Raw genomic sequence first — 15,801 nt, forward strand, 5'->3', positions numbered from 1 at the left:
GGAACCCTGCGATGACCGCCCTGATCGCTCCCGAAATCGCCCAGGCATCCGAGCCGAGGACCGCCGCCATCGCCCCGGCCCAGGCGCGCGATCCGAACTGGTTCCCCGGCCTCGCCGTCGCGGTGCCGCTGGGCGTCCAGCACGTCCTCGCCATGTTCGTGAGCAATATGACGCCGGCGATCATCGTCGCGGGCGCGGGTGGCTTCGGGTTCGGGTCGGCGGACCCGTCGCAGATGATCTACATGATCCAGATGGCGATGCTGTTCGCCGGGATCGCGACGCTGCTGCAGACGATCGGCATCGGCCCGGTCGGCGCGCGGCTGCCGCTCGTGCAGGGGACCAGCTTCGCCTACATCCCGATCATGATCCCGATCGTCGCGGGGCGCGGCGTCGAGGCGATGGCGGCGCTGACTACTGCCGCCCTGTTCGGCGGGGTGCTGCACGCCTTCCTGAGCATCTTCGTCGGCCGCATCCGCTTCGCGCTGCCGCCGCTGATCACCGGGCTCGTCGTGCTGATGATCGGGCTGTCGCTGATGCGGATTGGCATCCAGTACGCGGCGGGCGGCGTCCCGGCGGTGGGCACGCCTGCGTTCGGAGCATGGCAGTCGTGGCTGCTGGCAGGCGTGGTCGTGGTGGTGACGCTGGGGCTCAACTTCTTCGCGCGCGGCATCTGGTCGACCGCCGCGGTGCTGCTCGGCCTGCTGGCAGGCTACGGGGTGGCGCTGGCGATGGGACGGATCGACTTTGCGCCGGTCGCCTCGGCGGGGCTCGTCATGCTGCCGATGCCGTTCCACTTCGGCTTCGCCATCTCGGCCTCGGCGATCCTGGGGTTCTGCTTGACCGGCTTCGTCTCCTCGATCGAGACCATCGGCGATGTCGACGCCATCTGCGAGGGCAATGCCGGGCGCCCGGCGACGGACCGTGAGCTTCAGGGCGCGGTCGCGGCGGACGGCGTCGGCACCGCGCTCGCCGCCGTGTTCGGCGCCATGCCCAACACCACCTTCAGCCAGAACGTCGGCCTGATCGCCATCACCGGGGTCATGAGCCGCCATGTCGTGACCGTGGGCGCGCTGTTCCTGATCGCCTGCGGACTGCTGCCCAAGGTCGGCGCGGTGATCACCACGATCCCGATCGAAGTGCTGGGCGGCGGCGTGATCGTGATGTTCGGGATGGTCGCCTCGGCCGCGACCTCGATGCTTTCGGGCGTCGAGTGGACGCAGCGCAACATGCTGATCTTCGGCGTCTCGCTGTCGCTAGCGCTGGGGTTGCAGCTGGAGCCAACGGCGCTCCAGCATGTCCCCGAGACGGCGCGCGTGCTGCTGGGTTCCGGGGTGATGCCGGCTGCGGTCTGCGCCGTGCTGCTGAACCTGCTGGTGCCGGGGCGGACCGGCGCGCGTTAGTTGAACTGGAAGCCCTTGGACACCGCCCAGGCGACGGCAACGGCCAGCACGATGCCGACAAGTGCCAGCACCGGTGACCAGCGCAGATCGGCAGCGGTCTCGCCTTCCGCGGCGGCGCGTCGGCCGGTGATCATGGCGCGCACGAGGTTCTGCCGCTTCCACACCAGGTAGAACGCCACGGCCAGCACATGCAGGCCCACGAGCGCGAGGATGCCGTTGAATATGGTGCCGTGCAGGTCGGCGGCGGTCTCGCTCTGCTCGAACGAGACGTAAGTGGCGAGCGGGCCGGATTCGATGCCATCCACGTCGCTGGCGAAGAGGCCTGCACCCACCATCGCCGCGATCACCGCGAGCATGGCGATGACGCTCCAGCCGCCCAGCGGATTGTGGCCGTCGGCCGCGTGGCCCTTGCGGGTGCCGAGGCTCTTGACGTAGGCGAGCACCGCGCCCGGTCCGCGCACGAAGCTGGAGAAACGCGCGGTGCGGGGGCCGGCGAAGCCCCAGAACACGCGGAACACCAGCAGCGCGAGGATCGCGTAGCCCGAGAGGCGGTGATTTTCCATGTCGTGCTGCTCGCCGCTCCACCACGAGAACGCGATGAGCACGACCAGCAGCCAGTGGAACAGGCGAATGGTCGGGTCCCAGATGCGGGCGGTGGAAACGGCGGGCTTGCTCATTCTCAGTTGTCCGCGCGGAACTGCTTGTGGCACGAGGCGCAGGTGCCGCCAACGGCCTTGAACTGCGCGGTGACGGCATCGACGTTGCCGGTATTGGCGGCGAGGACCAGCTTGTCGGCCTGCGCGATGTAGGCCTTCATCTGGCCGTCGAAGGCGGCGCGGTTGCTCCAGATCGCGGGCAGGGCGTCGGTCTTCACACCTGCAGAGGCGCCGCTGCCGTTCGGGAACAGCTTGGCCTGCGCGCGGCCGGTGGCGGCCAGGGTCTTGGCGGCGGCGACGGCGGCGGGCTTGGAGATCGCTCCGCTGGAGATCTGGTCCTTCAGGACCTTCATCGCGCCGCCCATCTTCTTGAAGTTGGCCTGACGGGTGGTCACGGCGGTGGCGGCAGGCGACGCGGCGATGGCCATCGTGCTGGTGGCGACGACGAGCGCGGCGGACATGCCGAGGGCGGCAAGGGAAAGGCTTTTCGTAAGCGTCATGGTTTTGTCGATCCCGTTCGGTTTGTGTGAATCAAGGATGGGCAATGGCTAACACGGGCGAGGCCTTTTGACCAAAGACTTGATCGTAAGCCGCTTTTACCGTCGCAAGGCCGCCTTCAGCCATCTGCGCGGGCGTGGTGCCCTTCTTGTTGGCAAGGTCCGGGCGAGCGCCATGGGTCGCCAGGACGCGGAGCATCGCCGGCAGTTCGGCATCCATCCCGCCGCCGAGCAGGATATGCAGCGCCGTCGTGCCCTTGCCGTCGGCGACATTGGCGTCGGGCGCGAGGGCCAGGGCTTCCTCCAGCGCGTCGGCGCTATGGCCCGAGGCGGCGGCGAGGACGACGTTGACGCCGTTCTCGGCGACGAAGCCCGGGTTCGCCCCGCCCGCGACGAGACGCTTCATCACCGCGACCTGCCCGTGCTGGGCCGCGATCAGCAGCGGCGGCGTGGGTGGAACGGGCGGCGGCGGCATGCCGAAGTTCGCCTCGGTCACCCACTTGATGCGTGAGGGGCCGGTGAGCCCGTTGGCGTCGGCGTCCTTGGCGAGGAGGACGGCGACCAGTGCTTCGTCTCCGCCGGCGGCGGCGGCTTGGAGCGGTTGCTCGCCGTTGCGGTCGCGTTCGGCGAGGTCGACACTGCCGCGCTCGACCAGCATCTGCGCGGCGCGCCAGTTCTTCTGGTACAGCGCGATCTGGAGCGCGCTGGTGTTCTCCGGTCCGCGATGGGAAGCGTCGGCGCCTGCGTCCAGCAGCAGGCGCGTGGCCTCGCCCGATCCGCTGGCGATGGCGAAGAACAGCGGGGTGAAGCCTTCGGCCGTCACGCGGTTGACCTTGGCGCCGGCCTTGAGGAGCAGGGCGATCGCCTCGACATGGCCCGCCGAGGCGGCCCACATCAGCGGCGTCTGACCGCGTGCGTCGAGCGCGTCGGCCTTGGCGCCCTTGGCCAGCATCTTCGCGACCGTGCCTGCGGTGGAATAGCGGGCGCAGATGGCGAGCGGGGTGGTGCCGTCAGGCCCGGTCTTGCGCACGTCGGCGCGGGCGTCGATCAGCTGGCTGACGATCGCTGCGCTGCCGCGTTCGCAGGCGAGGGCGAGGGGGGTGAGGCCCTCGGCGTCGGCGGTGTTCGGATTTGCGCCGCTTGCCAGCAGCAGCGCGACCATCGCCGGCTCCTGCGTCTCGATCGCGCGGGCGAGGGGGCTTTCGCCATAGGCCAGCGGCTCGTTCGGGCTGGTCCCGGCGTCGAGCGCGGCCTGGGCTCCGGCGAGGTCGCTGGCGGTGATGGCCTGGGCGAGATTGTCGCTCTGCGCGTAGGCTGGGGAGGCGAAGGCGACGAGCAACACCATGCCGAGGGCTTTAAAGAATGTACCACCTCCGTTCGTGTCGAGCGAAGTCGAGACGCGCAGGCGCCGGGTGTGGTGTCTCGACTTCGCTCGACAAGAACGGGACTTGAGTGTGTGATCTCGGTCAGGCATCGGTCAGTTCCCGCAGCGGGCCGGTGCTGTCGCCGAACTTGCCCGCCGGCACGTCCAGCGCGTTCAGACCCGCGAGCATCAGGTTCGACATGCTCGTGCCCTTTTCAACCCGGACGTGACGGCCGCCCTTCACCAGACCGCCGGCGACGACCACCGGCAGGTCCATGAAGTCGTGCTCGTTGGAATCGCCGAAGGCCGAGCCCCGGATCACCAGCGTGCGGTCGAGCAGCGAGCCTTCGCCGTCGCGCGTGTCCTTCATGCGCTGCAGGTAATGGGCGAAGAACTCCATGTGGTAGCGGTTGATCTTCGCGAGGCTCGCCATCTTGTCGGGGTTGTTGCCGTGGTGGCTGAGCATGTGGTGCGAATCCGGCACGCCGATCTCGGGATAGGTTCGGTTCGACAGCTCGCGCCCGATCATGAAAGTGCCCACGCGGGTGATGTCGGCCTGCATGGCGAGGACCTGCAGGTCGATCATCAGCTTCACGTGCTCGGCGAAATCGTCGGGGATGCCGGCGGGCTGCTTGAGGTCGGCGGCCTGCGCGGTGGCGGGCGAGGCGGCGGCGCGCTGGATGCGCTTCTCGATCGCGCGGGTTCCATCGAGGTATTCGTCGAGCTTGTGGCGGTCCGCCATGCCGAGCTGGGTGGAGAGGCGCTGGGTGTCTTCCATCACGAAGTCGAGGATCGAGGACTGGCGGCGCAGCTGGGCGAGGCGGCCCGCTTCGTCGGTGTCACCGTCGCCGAACAGGCGCTCGAACACCGCGCGCGGGTTGGCCTCGACCGGCAGCGGCACGGTCGGGGTGAGCCACGAGATGCCGTTGGTGTAGGCGCAGGAGTAGTTGATGTCGCACGAACCCAGCAGGCTCGCCTGGTCGATGCCCAGTTCCAGCGAGGCGAGCGGGGTGGCATCCCCAAGGTGGGCGGCGAAGACCTGGTCCATCGACACCCCGGCGCGGATGTCCGGGCCCTCGGTCTGGCGGGCGTGGGCACCGGTGAGGAACGCGGGGCAGGAGCGGCCATGGCCGGCGGGACGGTCGCCCATCGCAGCGGCCTGCGGGTGGCCGAGGCCGCTGATCACGGCGATGTGTTCGCGGTGCGGCGCGAGCGGCTCCAGCGTCGGCGGGAGGACGAAATCGGCGCCGGTCGCGGTGGGCTGGAAGCCCAGCATGGTCATGCCGTTGGGGGAGTAAAACACTTGGAGCCGCTTGGGCCGCGCGCCCACGTCTGCGGCGGCGCTGCTCGGCATCATCGCCTCGAGGAAGGGCAGCGCCATGGTGGCGCCGAGCCCGCGCAGTACGGTGCGGCGGGAGAGGGCGGGGCGGGTCACTCTCACTTGCGGAGGCTCCTCTGGGAAGGCTGGGCAAACGCCGCCTTGTAGCGTTCCGGCACCCGGCGCAGGGTGAAGGCGGGGCTGGTGGCGATGCCGCGCACGATAGCCTGGATGCGGTACTGGTCGGCGGCGGCGTCGGCGGAGATGGCGCGCACCGCCGGCATGTCGTTGGCGTTGAGGCCACGGGCGAGGGCGTAGGTCATCAGCCGCTCGGTGAAGGCGCGGGTGAATTCGTCCTTGCGGTCCATCAGCACGCGCTGGAGGCCGGTGATGCCTTCGAACTTGGCGCCGTCCGGCAGCGTCGCCATCGCGTCGATCGACTGGCCGGCATCGACCGTGCGCCAGGCGCCGACCGCGTCGAAGTTCTCGAGGCTGAAGCCGAGCGGGTCCATCTTGACGTGGCAGGCGGCGCAGGTCGGGTTGATGCGGTGCAGCTCGAGCTGCTGGCGCGCGGTGAGCTGGCGGCCGTCGTGCTCGGTCTTGAGCGCGGGGATGTCGGGCGGCGGCGGCGGCGGGGCGGCGGCGAGCATGTTGTCGAGGATCCACTTGCCGCGCTTCACGACGCTGGTGTGGTTGCCGTAGGAGGTGACGGTCAGGATGCTCGCCTGCCCCAGCAACCCGCCGCGATGCCACGCCGGGTCGAGGGCGACGCGGCGGAAGGCGGGGCCGGAGACGCCGGGGATGCCGTAATGTTCGGCAAGGCGCTGGTTGAGGAAGGTGTAGTCCGCCGAGATGAAGTCCAGCACCGGGCGGTTGGCGCGCAGCACGTCCGCGAAGAACATCTCGGTCTCGGTCGCCATCGCGCTCTTGAGGCGGGTGTCGAACTGCGGGAACACCTCGATGTCGGGGCGCTGCTGGTCGAGGTTGCGCAGGTAGAGCCACTGGCCTGCGAAGTTGGTGGTCAGCGCCCGCGCGCGCGGGTCGGCAAGCATGCGCGCGATCTCGGCGTTCATGACGGCGGGCTGGGCGAGCTTGCCCTGCTCGGCGAGGGTCAGCAGGCGGTCGTCGGGGATCGAGCTCCACAGGAACAGCGACAAGCGGGTGGCGAGTTCGAGGTCGGAGACGCGCGCGACGCTGCCGGGCATCGCGCCTTGCGGGTCGCGCTCGACCACGAAAAGGAACTCGGGCGAGACGAGGATCGCTTCCAGTGCGGCCTCGACGCCATGTTCGAAGTCGGACGCTTTCCGCTCCTCGGCGTAGATGCGCATGAGCGGGGCGACGTCGAAGCTGCCGACCGGCCGGCGCCAGGCGCGGCGGGCGAGGGCGGTGACGATGCGGGTGGCGCAGGCCTCCTCCTCGCTGGCCTTGCGTGGGCTGCACAGGAACACCGCGCGGCGGCTGGGGGTATCGGGCACGCCCTTGGCGTCGAACGGGCCGGCGACGTCGACTTGGAGGACGTCGCGCGGGAAGTTCTGCTGCGCATAGCGCGCGTGCATGCGGTAGCTCGGCACGCTCAGCGTCTTCGCCAGCTTGCCGTCCACCCACACGTCGAGGGGCAGCATCTTCGGCGCATCGAGCGGCACGGGCACCTTGTCGAGATCGTTGCGCAGCACCTGCACCTTCTCGGCCGGAGCGAGGGTGCGGCGGAACGACAGCGCGACGAGGTGCGAGCCCGCCTTCATCGGTATGCGTAGCGAAACCTTGTCCTCGGCCAGCCGGTCGGTCTCGTTGTTGCTGTTTGAATTGAGCCAGGCGGCGATCTCGTAAGTGCCGTCGTGGCGCGCGTAGTAGCGCTGGGCGTAGCCCCCGCGCGAGGCCAGCGGGAGGTTGGCCCCGGCGCGCTCGTTCCAGGCGGGGACGCCCGAGTTCTTGACCGAGCCGTCCTTGGGCACCTGCCAAGTGGTGACGATCTCGCGCCGGCTGGTGAGCCCCGTCGCCATACGGCCGACCTTGCCGGCCACCGCGACGTAGCGCTCCATCAGCGTGGGCGAGACGCTGAGCACGTCGGAGATGTTGTCGAAGCCGAAGCCGGAGTTGTCGGCCGGCAGCTCGCGGCTGAAATCGACGTCGAGGGAGAGCAGGTCGCGCACCGCGTTGGCGTATTCGACGCGGTTGAGGCGGCGGATCGTGGCGCGGCCCGGATCTGGGTTGGCGGCGAGGTATCCCGCGCGCGAGGTGTCGAGCCAGCCCACGAAGGCGGCGCGCATTTCGGGGGTGGGCTGGGTCTTGCCGTGCGGCGGCATTTCCCCGGCGGCGACGCGGCGCAGGATCTTCTCCCAGGCCTCGGCATTGCGGCCGGTGCGCAGGTCGTCGGCCTTGAGGTCCTCCACCGAGAGGTCGGCGACCTTGTCGATGTCGTTGTGGCAGCGCGAGCAGAATTCGCCAAGCATCGGCTCGACGAAAGCGGCCTGCTGCGGCCGCGTCATGCTGGCCTGCGCATTGACCGGCGCGTCGTCCTGCGTGGCGGCGTAGACGGTGGCGGCGGTGACCAGCGCGCTCAAAACGAGCGCGCTTCTACCGAGATTCGAATGCCTTGAAAGGCTCATGATGTATGCCAGACCCCTGTGCCGGACCGCTGCCTTGTGCGGTTCCGGTGCCCCGCCGCAGCGAGGTTCCTGTCGGGATTTTGACCTATCGGCGGGGGGTGTTGCCGTCCATTGCCATTAAATGGACAGAGTGCTGCATTTATTAGAGCAGGTCATGCAACGGCCGTCGTCCCGGGCTCGATCCGGGACGACGATTCTCTCAGAGCGAGCCGATCGCCAGGAAGCGGTCTTCGCGCTGGCGGACCAGCTGCGCGCCGCTGAGCGATGCCAGCGCGTCCAGCTCATGCCCCAGCGCATCGGCCAGCGCGCGCGCGGTGGCGGCGGGGTCGCGGTGGGCGCCGCCGGTGGGTTCGGGCACGATGCCGTCGATCACCTTGAGCGCAAGGAGGTCCTGAGCCGTCACCTTCATCGCGGTGGCCGCCTCGGCCGCCTTGTCGGAGGTGCGCCACAGGATCGAGGATGCGCCCTCGGGCGAGATCACCGAGTAGATCGCGTGCTCGAGCATCAGCACCTTGTTGGCGGCGGCGATGGCGATCGCGCCGCCCGAGCCGCCTTCGCCGACGATCGCGGCGACCATCGGCACTTCGAGCGCGAGGCAGGCCTCGGTCGAGCGGGCGATGGCCTCGGCCTGGCCGCGCTCCTCCGCCTCGATGCCGGGGAAGGCGCCGGCGGTGTCGACGAGGGTGACGACCGGCAGGCCGAACTTGCTCGCCAGCTCCATCAGGCGGATCGCCTTGCGGTAGCCCTCCGGCTTGGCCGAGCCGAAGTTGTGCTTGATGCGGCTGGGGGTGTCGTGGCCCTTTTCGTGGCCGATGACCACGACCTTGCGGCCGTCCAGCGTGGCGAGGCCGCCGACGATCGCCTCGTCCTCGCCGTAGACGCGGTCGCCGGCGAGCGGCACGAAGTCGGTGAAGATCAGGCGGATGTAGTCGAGGAAGTGCGGGCGCTGCGGGTGGCGGGCGACCTGCGTCTTCTGCCAGGGCGTGAGCTTGGCATACGTCGCGACGAGCATGCCGGAGCTCTTCTTCTCAAGCTTGCCGATCTCGCTGTCGATGTCGAGGTCGCTGCCGCTGGCGGTCGCGCGCAGTTCGGCGATGCGCGCTTCCAGCTCGGCGATCGGCTTTTCGAAGTCCAGGAACGAAATCATGGCAGTCCAGTCAGTCTTGTTTCAGCTCAGTGGGCCGCGCGCTTGGCGAGCCACTCTTCCAGCCACTTGATCGTGTAGTCGCCGGTCTGGAACTCGGGGTCTTCCAGCAGGGCCTGATGCAGAGGGATCGAGGTCTTGACGCCGTCGATCACCATTTCTTCCAGCGCGCGCTTGAGGCGCATGATGGCGCCGTTGCGGCTGCGGCCCGAGACGATCAGCTTGCCGATCATCGAATCGTAGTACGGCGGCACCCGGTAGCCTGCGTAGAGCCCCGAATCGACGCGCACGTTCATGCCGCCGGCGGCGTGGTAGTTGGTCACGAGGCCCGGCGAGGGCGCGAAGGTCCAGGGGTCTTCCGCGTTGATGCGGCACTCGATCGCGTGGCCCTTGAACTCGATCTCGTCCTGCGTGAAGGCGAGGCCCTGGCCGTCGGCGATGCGGATCTGCTCGCGCACGAGGTCGACGCCGGTGATGGCCTCGGTCACCGGATGCTCCACCTGCAGGCGGGTGTTCATCTCGATGAAGTAGAACTCGCCGTCCTCCCACAGGAACTCGATGGTGCCGGCGCCGCGATAGGCCATGTCGGCCATGGCCTTGGCGACGATGCCGCCCATGCGGTCGCGCTCGGCGGGCGTGATGACCGGCGAGGGGGCTTCTTCCAGCACCTTCTGGTGGCGGCGCTGGAGCGAGCAGTCGCGCTCGCCCAGGTGGACCGCCGCGCCGTTGCCGTCACCGAAGATCTGGAACTCGATGTGGCGCGGGTTGCCGAGGTACTTTTCCATGTAGACGGTGGCGTCGCCGAAGGCGGCCTTCGCCTCCGAACGGGCCTGGCCCATCTGGCTTTCGAGTTCCTCGGCGTTGTTGACGACCTTCATGCCGCGGCCGCCGCCGCCCGAAGCCGCCTTGATGATGACCGGGTAGCCGATCGTCGCCGCCAGCGCGCGCGCCTCGTCGAAGTCCTCGATCGCGCCGTCGGAGCCGGGGACCAGCGGTAGGCCCAGCGCGCCCGCGGTGCGCTTGGCCTCGACCTTGTCGCCCATCGTGCGGATGTGCTCGGGCTTGGGGCCGACCCACTTCAGGCCGTGCGCCTCGACGATCTCGGCGAAGCGGGCGTTCTCGGAGAGGAAGCCGTAACCCGGGTGGATCGCGTCGGCCTGCGTGATCTCGGCGGCCGAGATGATCGCGGCGACGTTGAGGTAGCTGTCCTTCGCGGCGGGCGGGCCGATGCAGACCGCGTGGTCTGCCAGGCGCACGTGCATGGCGTCGGCGTCGGCGGTGGAGTGCACCGCGACGGTCTCGATGCCCATCTCGCGCGCGGCGCGGTGGATGCGCAGCGCGATTTCGCCGCGGTTGGCAATCAGGAGGCGCTTGATGGCCATGTCAGTCCCGTTCTCAGCCGATCACGACGAGCGGCTGGTCGAACTCGACCGGCTGCTGGTTGTCGACGAGGATCGCGGTCACGGTGCCCGATTTGGGCGCGGTGATCTGGTTCATGACCTTCATGGCCTCGACGATCAGCAGGACGTCGCCCTGCTTCACGGCCTTGCCCACCGAGATGAAGTTCGGCGCGCTGGGCTCGGCGGCGAGGTAGACGGTGCCGACCATCGGCGACTTGACCGCATCGACCGGGGCGGCGGCAGGCGCGGCCTCGGCGGCGACCGGAGCGGCTGCTGCGGGGGCAGCGGCGGCGGCAGGCGCGAACGCGGGCGCGGCGGCCATCTGCTGGATCATCTGGCGCGAGACGCGGATCTTGGCGCCGCCGTCCTCGACCTCGATTTCGGACAGGCCGGTTTCGGCGAGCAGTTCGGCGAGTTCGCGAACCAGGGCGCTATCGATATTCACGCGACTTCCTTTCGTGCAAGGTATCCGAGCAGCATGGCCAGCGTGCCTTTGAGGTCCTTGCGATGGACCACCATGTCGACCATGCCGTGGGCATGGAGGTACTCGGCGCGCTGGAAGCCGTCGGGGAGTTTTTCTCGGATCGTGTCCTGGATCACGCGCTGGCCGGCGAAGCCGATGAGCGCGCCGGGCTCCGCGATCTGCACGTCGCCGAGCATGGCGTAGCTGGCGGTGACGCCGCCGGTCGTGGGATCGGTCAGGATGACGATGTAGGGCAGGCCGGCAGCCGCGAGGCGGCGGGTGGCGACCGTGGTCTTGGGCATTTGCATGAGCGAGAGGATGCCCTCCTGCATGCGCGCGCCGCCCGCCGCCGTGCAGATGACGTAGGCGCAGTTCTCGGCGATGGCTTTCTCGACGCCCGCCACGAAGGCGGCGCCCACGGCCATGCCCATCGAGCCGCCCATGAAGGCGAAGTCCTGCACGCCGAGCACCGCCTTGGCGCCCTCGATCGTGCCGAGCGCGTTGGTCAGCGCGTCAGGATAGGGATTGGCGGCGCGGGCAACCTTGAGGCGGTCGGGATACTTCTTGGTGTCCCGAAAATTCAGCGGGTTCTCGGGCACCTTCGGCGTCGGCAGGACCGCATAGCCGGCGTCGAGCAGCTGGTCGAAGCGCGCCTTGGCGCCGATGCGGCCGTGATGCTCGCACTTCGGGCAGACCGAGAGGTTGGCCTCGAAGTCCTTGGCGTAGAGCATTTCGCCGCAGCTCGGGCATTTCATCCAGAGCGTGTCCGGCGTATCGCGTTTCGAAAGGTTCGAAAGCGAATTGCGTACCTTGTCGAGCCAGCTCATTACGGTTTCGTACCAATCCTGCAGATAATAGGGCGACGAAACCCCGCCGTTTGTTCGCTTTCGGCGGCGTTCCGGGCACGTCCGGCAGGCGACCCCGGTTGCCCCTTTTCAAGGTGCCGGCGCCGGTACGAGGCGCGCCCATTAGAGGAATCCTTGCAGGGGCCGCAAGCCAAATTGGGTGCGCCTGTGGGCAACTGCCGCTTGAGGCCATCGCCAGGGCGTAGCGTTGGGGCGATGCAGCAGCGGAGATTGGATGCGTAAATGTGTTTCGCTCGCTATAATTTAGCAGAAAACCCATATATTGGATACATTGAGCGCCACCGGGGGTCGTGGCCAGTCCCCCCGCAATTTCATTGCGCCCCCCATCAGAAACCGTGTGCCCCGCGTAGGCGGGCACCGCTGAGAAGCCTTAAGACGCTCGCTCGACGACAGCCGCCCGCAAGGCCGGGGCGGCCGTGAGCTGGGCCCGCGTACGCGCTGACGACGGGCTTCGCGGGGGTGACGTGCCTTGCCAACGGCCGCGTCATCGCCGAAACGGGCGCGAGGCACAGGAGCACGGCAAGCTGGACGCAACACCCCATTCCGGAGCGCACCGCGTGCCCGCACAGCGCAGCGACTATAGCGCCGCTGCCGGCGAGCCGCGCGAACTGTCGGTCCCCATCGAAGCGCCCGTCGCCATCGAGACCAACGGCATCGCCTATGCGGTGATGATGGCGACCCCGCTGGACCTCGCCGATTTCGTCACCGGCTTCCTCATGGCGGAGGGACTGGCCGAGGCCGACGAGGTGGGCGAAGTCGCGATCCATGCCACCGACCACGGCGAATGGGGCACAGGCTATGTTGCCCGCGTCAACCTTCCACCGGAGCGCCTCGGCCCGATCCTGGAACGCGCGCGCCGGCGGGTGGGGGACAGTTCCTGCGGCATCTGCGGGATTGAAGGCGTCGAGGCGGCGCTTCGGCCGCTGCCGCCGCTGACCCGCCGCTCCGAGGCTCGCCCGCAGGCGATCCGGCTCGCGCTGGAGGCTATGCGCGAGGGGCAGGCGCTCGGCCGCGCAACCCGCGCCACCCACGCGGCGGCCTTCTTCGACGAGGCGGGCAGCGTACTGATGCTGCGCGAGGACGTCGGCCGCCACAACGCGCTCGACAAGCTGGTCGGTGCGCTCGCCCGTGAAGGTATCGAGCCGTCACAGGGGTTTATCGTCATGACCTCGCGCTGTTCCTACGAGCTGGTCGAGAAGACCGTGCGCGCCGGTTGCCCGCTGCTGGTGACGATCTCCGCCCCCACCGACCTCGCGGTGCGGCGGGCTCGGGCAGCGGGGCTGGCGCTGGCGGTGGTGGCGCGCGACGATTCGATGCTCATAGTCGATCCCCATCCGCCGTTCGTCGAGGAATGAGGGCTCGGACCGTCCGGTTTTCCTTGTAGTCGGACCACCCCGCTCATAGATTTCCCGGCATCCGGGTTTTTCACGAGGATTTGGCTTAAAATGGCAACCACTGCCACCGATACCGCGACCGAACTCAAGCTGACGCCGCCCGATCCGGTGCCGACCGTCCAGCCCGAACGCGCGGCGGGCCTCGTGCCGGTGGGCGAAGAGGCGAAGACCAAGCTGCAGGTGCGCGTGGAGGAGTTCGTCGCGGACCTCGTATCGCAGGACGCCAGCTCGCCCGAGTTCGGCCGCCGCGTCGACCAGCTCACCAACATGGGCCGCAAGGAGATCGCCGAGGCATCGGGCCATTCCAACCGCTTCCTCGACCGCCCCGTCCGCGCCATGGGCAAGGACGAGGGCGTCGGCGCCGACCTCGCCGAACTGCGCCGCACCGTCGAAGCGCTCGATCCCAGCCGCCAAGGCAACCTGATGGCGCCGCGCAAGCTGTTCGGGGTGATCCCGTTCGGCAACAAGCTGCGCAACTACTTCGACAGCTATTCCAGCTCGCAGAGCCACATCAGCGCGATCCTCGCCCGCCTGCAGGGCGGCAAGGACGAGCTGCTGATGGACAATGCCGCGATCGACGTGGAGCGCCAGAACCTGTGGGCCGCCCTCGGCAAGCTGGAGCAGATGATCTTCATGTCCCGCGCGCTCGACACCGCGCTGGAGGAGAAGGCCGAGGACCTCGACCATAGCGACCCGGCCAAGGCCAAGGCGCTTCGCGAGAGCGCGCTGTTCTACGTCCGCCAGCGCACGCAGGACCTGCTGACGCAGCTCGCGGTCTCGGTGCAGGGCTACCTCGCGCTCGATCTCGTGAAGAAGAACAACATCGAGCTGGTGAAGGGCGTCGACCGCGCCTCCACCACCACCGTCGGCGCGCTGCGCACGGCGGTCACGGTGGCGCAGGCGATGATGAACCAGAAGCTGGTGCTCGAACAGATCACCGCGCTCAACACCACCACCGCCAGCATCATCGACGCCACCGGCCAGATGCTCAAGGACAACACCGCGCGCATCCACGAGCAGGCGGCGAACTCGACGATCCCGCTGGAGACGCTGAGCCGCGCCTTCCAGAACATCTACGACACGATGGATTCGATCGACACCTTCAAGATGAAGGCGCTCGATTCGATGAAGCAGACGGTCACCGCGCTCGAGGGCGAAGTCGGCAAGTCCAAGGCCTACATCGCCCGTGCGCAGGGCCAGTCGGAAGGTCTGACCTCGGGCGACGGCGCCGGCGCGAAATCGCTGCTGGAGGCTCTGGACTAAACCGCGATGGCGCAGGTTCCCGCAAGAGTGTCGCAGGAGATCGTGCGCGCCGCCCGGCGGCAGCGTTCGATCCGGCTCTACAACGCCCGCAAGGAGCAGTGGCGGCACCGTGGCCGCCGCCTGCGCCGCGCGTTCCTGGCGATGGCGGGCATCTACATCGCGGCGCTGGTGGCGGCGCTGGCGCTCGGCGGCATCGGCTTCACGACGACGCTGCTGACGATCCTGCTGGGCCTCGCGGTCTTCACCGTGCTGTCGATCTACCCGGCGACGCCGCGCACGCACGTGGACGACCTGAGCACCGCCAGCCTGCCCGAACTGGCCGGCTCGACCGAGCTGTGGCTGGAAGGCCGCCGCCGCGCGCTACCGAACGCCGCCGTCGATACGATCGACATGATCGGCGTGCGCCTCGAACAGTTGGCGCCCCAGCTCGCCACGCTCGACGAGCGCGGTCCCGCCGCGCGCGAGGTGCGCAAGCTGCTGGCCGAGCACCTGCCCGAGATGGTCAACAGCTACACCCGCATCCCGCCTGCGCTCCGCGCCAAGCCCGGCAGCGCGGGCACCAGCCCGTCCGAGCAACTGGTCGACGGCCTGTCGGTCATCGCCGACCAGATCGAGGCGATGAGCGCGGATCTTTCGCAGGGTGATGTCGATGCCCTGGCCACCCGGCGCCGCTTCCTCGAGGTCAAATACCTCGACCATGATTGAACTGCTGACGCGCGACGGCAGCCTGCCGTTCACGGCCGCGCTGGGCGTGATGCTGGTGCTGGCGGTGATGCAGATCGTCGGGCTCGGCGACCTGCTCGGCGGGGACCACGACCTCGACGTCGACGGCGACCTGTCGGTGGACGCGGGCCTGCTGTCGATCGCCGGGAACGGGCGGCTGCCGTTCCTGATGTGGCTGATGCTGCTGCTCGGCCTGTTCGGCGCCATCGGTCTGGCGGGGCAGGAACTCATGGTGTCGCTCACCGGCCACCCGCTGACCGCCTGGATCATGGGGCCGCTTGCCGCCGTCACCGCGCTGCCGGTGACCGGTGCCGTCGCGCGCGCGCTCGGCCGCATCCTCCCGCACGACGAGACCACCGCGATCGACGTGGCGCAACTGGTCGGGCGCGAGGCCGAGATAGTCATCGGCACCGCCCGCCAGGGCTCGCCCGCGCGCGGCCGGGTGATCGACCACCACGGGCAGGCGCATCACCTGATGGTCGAGCCCGACAATGCCGACCAGCGCTTCGTCGCCGGCGAACGCGTGCTGCTGGTCCGGCGCGAGGGCGAACTGTTCAAGGCCATCGCGCGCGGGGACCACTATCTGCCGAAGCTCGATTGAGCGGAAGACGGGTTCCACGCGGAGGCGCGGAGAAGAAAAAGCAAGGGATGGTTCGCGCAAAGGCGCAAAGGCGCCAAGAGGGCGCGCTTGCGGCGAAGCCGCTTTCT

14 protein-coding genes are annotated in these 15,801 nt (G+C 68.8%); 5 read left to right on the forward strand and 9 right to left on the reverse strand.

Annotated features, from left to right (window positions below; translation table 11 throughout):
* Positions 1–11: 11 nt before the first annotated feature.
* On the forward strand, positions 12–1,400 hold the full coding sequence (locus tag AC07M9_RS04685; protein ID WP_494881723.1) for a uracil-xanthine permease family protein: 1,389 nt from the start codon (positions 12–14) through the stop codon (positions 1,398–1,400).
* Here AC07M9_RS04685 and AC07M9_RS04690 read toward each other — a convergent pair.
* From AC07M9_RS04690 to accD, 9 genes are all read right to left on the reverse strand, one after another.
* On the reverse strand, positions 1,397–2,077 hold the full coding sequence (locus AC07M9_RS04690) for a cytochrome b/b6 domain-containing protein (protein ID WP_494881725.1): 681 nt from the start codon (positions 2,075–2,077) through the stop codon (positions 1,397–1,399). The genes AC07M9_RS04685 and AC07M9_RS04690 overlap by 4 nt on opposite strands.
* 2 nt (positions 2,078–2,079) lie before the next feature.
* On the reverse strand, positions 2,080–2,556 hold the full coding sequence (locus AC07M9_RS04695; protein WP_494881727.1) for a c-type cytochrome: 477 nt from the start codon (positions 2,554–2,556) through the stop codon (positions 2,080–2,082).
* Between the two features lie 31 nt (positions 2,557–2,587).
* Entirely contained in the window at positions 2,588–3,898 is a 1,311-nt protein-coding gene (locus AC07M9_RS04700) for an ankyrin repeat domain-containing protein (RefSeq protein WP_494881729.1), read from the reverse strand.
* A gap of 121 nt (positions 3,899–4,019) precedes the next feature.
* Positions 4,020–5,357: a DUF1552 domain-containing protein gene (locus AC07M9_RS04705; protein ID WP_494881731.1), complete on the reverse strand. Its 1,338-nt coding sequence runs from the start codon at positions 5,355–5,357 to the stop codon at positions 4,020–4,022.
* Entirely contained in the window at positions 5,354–7,795 is a 2,442-nt protein-coding gene (locus tag AC07M9_RS04710; RefSeq protein WP_494881732.1) for a DUF1592 domain-containing protein, read from the reverse strand. Before AC07M9_RS04710 ends, AC07M9_RS04705 begins: the two co-directional genes overlap by 4 nt.
* 244 nt (positions 7,796–8,039) lie before the next feature.
* Positions 8,040–8,987: an acetyl-CoA carboxylase carboxyltransferase subunit alpha gene (locus AC07M9_RS04715; RefSeq protein ID WP_494881734.1), complete on the reverse strand. Its 948-nt coding sequence runs from the start codon at positions 8,985–8,987 to the stop codon at positions 8,040–8,042.
* Positions 8,988–9,013: 26 nt separating this feature from the next.
* The gene (gene accC, locus AC07M9_RS04720) at positions 9,014–10,366 is read right to left on the reverse strand and encodes an acetyl-CoA carboxylase biotin carboxylase subunit (RefSeq protein ID WP_494881736.1); all 1,353 of its coding nucleotides are present in this window, start codon (positions 10,364–10,366) and stop codon (positions 9,014–9,016) included.
* Between the two features lie 13 nt (positions 10,367–10,379).
* Positions 10,380–10,829, reverse strand: a complete 450-nt coding sequence (gene accB, locus AC07M9_RS04725; protein WP_494881738.1) for an acetyl-CoA carboxylase biotin carboxyl carrier protein — start codon at positions 10,827–10,829, stop codon at positions 10,380–10,382.
* Positions 10,826–11,674, reverse strand: coding sequence for an acetyl-CoA carboxylase, carboxyltransferase subunit beta (gene accD, locus AC07M9_RS04730; protein WP_494881740.1), 849 nt, complete (start codon positions 11,672–11,674; stop codon positions 10,826–10,828). Before accD ends, accB begins: the two co-directional genes overlap by 4 nt.
* Positions 11,675–12,270: 596 nt before the next feature.
* Between accD and fdhD the strand changes: the two genes are divergently transcribed.
* The 4 genes from fdhD to AC07M9_RS04750 all read left to right on the forward strand — a co-directional run bounded on the left by fdhD (position 12,271) and on the right by AC07M9_RS04750 (position 15,694).
* Positions 12,271–13,068 carry a formate dehydrogenase accessory sulfurtransferase FdhD gene (fdhD, locus tag AC07M9_RS04735; RefSeq protein ID WP_494881742.1) on the forward strand — a complete coding sequence of 266 codons (798 nt, stop codon included), beginning with the start codon at positions 12,271–12,273 and terminating at the stop codon, positions 13,066–13,068.
* Between the two features lie 90 nt (positions 13,069–13,158).
* Entirely contained in the window at positions 13,159–14,370 is a 1,212-nt protein-coding gene (locus tag AC07M9_RS04740) for a toxic anion resistance protein (RefSeq protein WP_494881744.1), read from the forward strand.
* A 6-nt stretch (positions 14,371–14,376) separates the two neighbouring features.
* Positions 14,377–15,075, forward strand: coding sequence for a hypothetical protein (locus tag AC07M9_RS04745; RefSeq protein ID WP_494881746.1), 699 nt, complete (start codon positions 14,377–14,379; stop codon positions 15,073–15,075).
* Positions 15,068–15,694 carry a YqiJ family protein gene (locus tag AC07M9_RS04750; protein WP_494881748.1) on the forward strand — a complete coding sequence of 209 codons (627 nt, stop codon included), beginning with the start codon at positions 15,068–15,070 and terminating at the stop codon, positions 15,692–15,694. The genes AC07M9_RS04745 and AC07M9_RS04750 overlap by 8 nt, the downstream gene beginning before the upstream one ends.
* The last annotated feature ends 107 nt before the right edge of the window (positions 15,695–15,801 follow it).

It is taken from the genome of Novosphingobium sp. GW821-FHT09E05 (assembly GCF_059416165.1).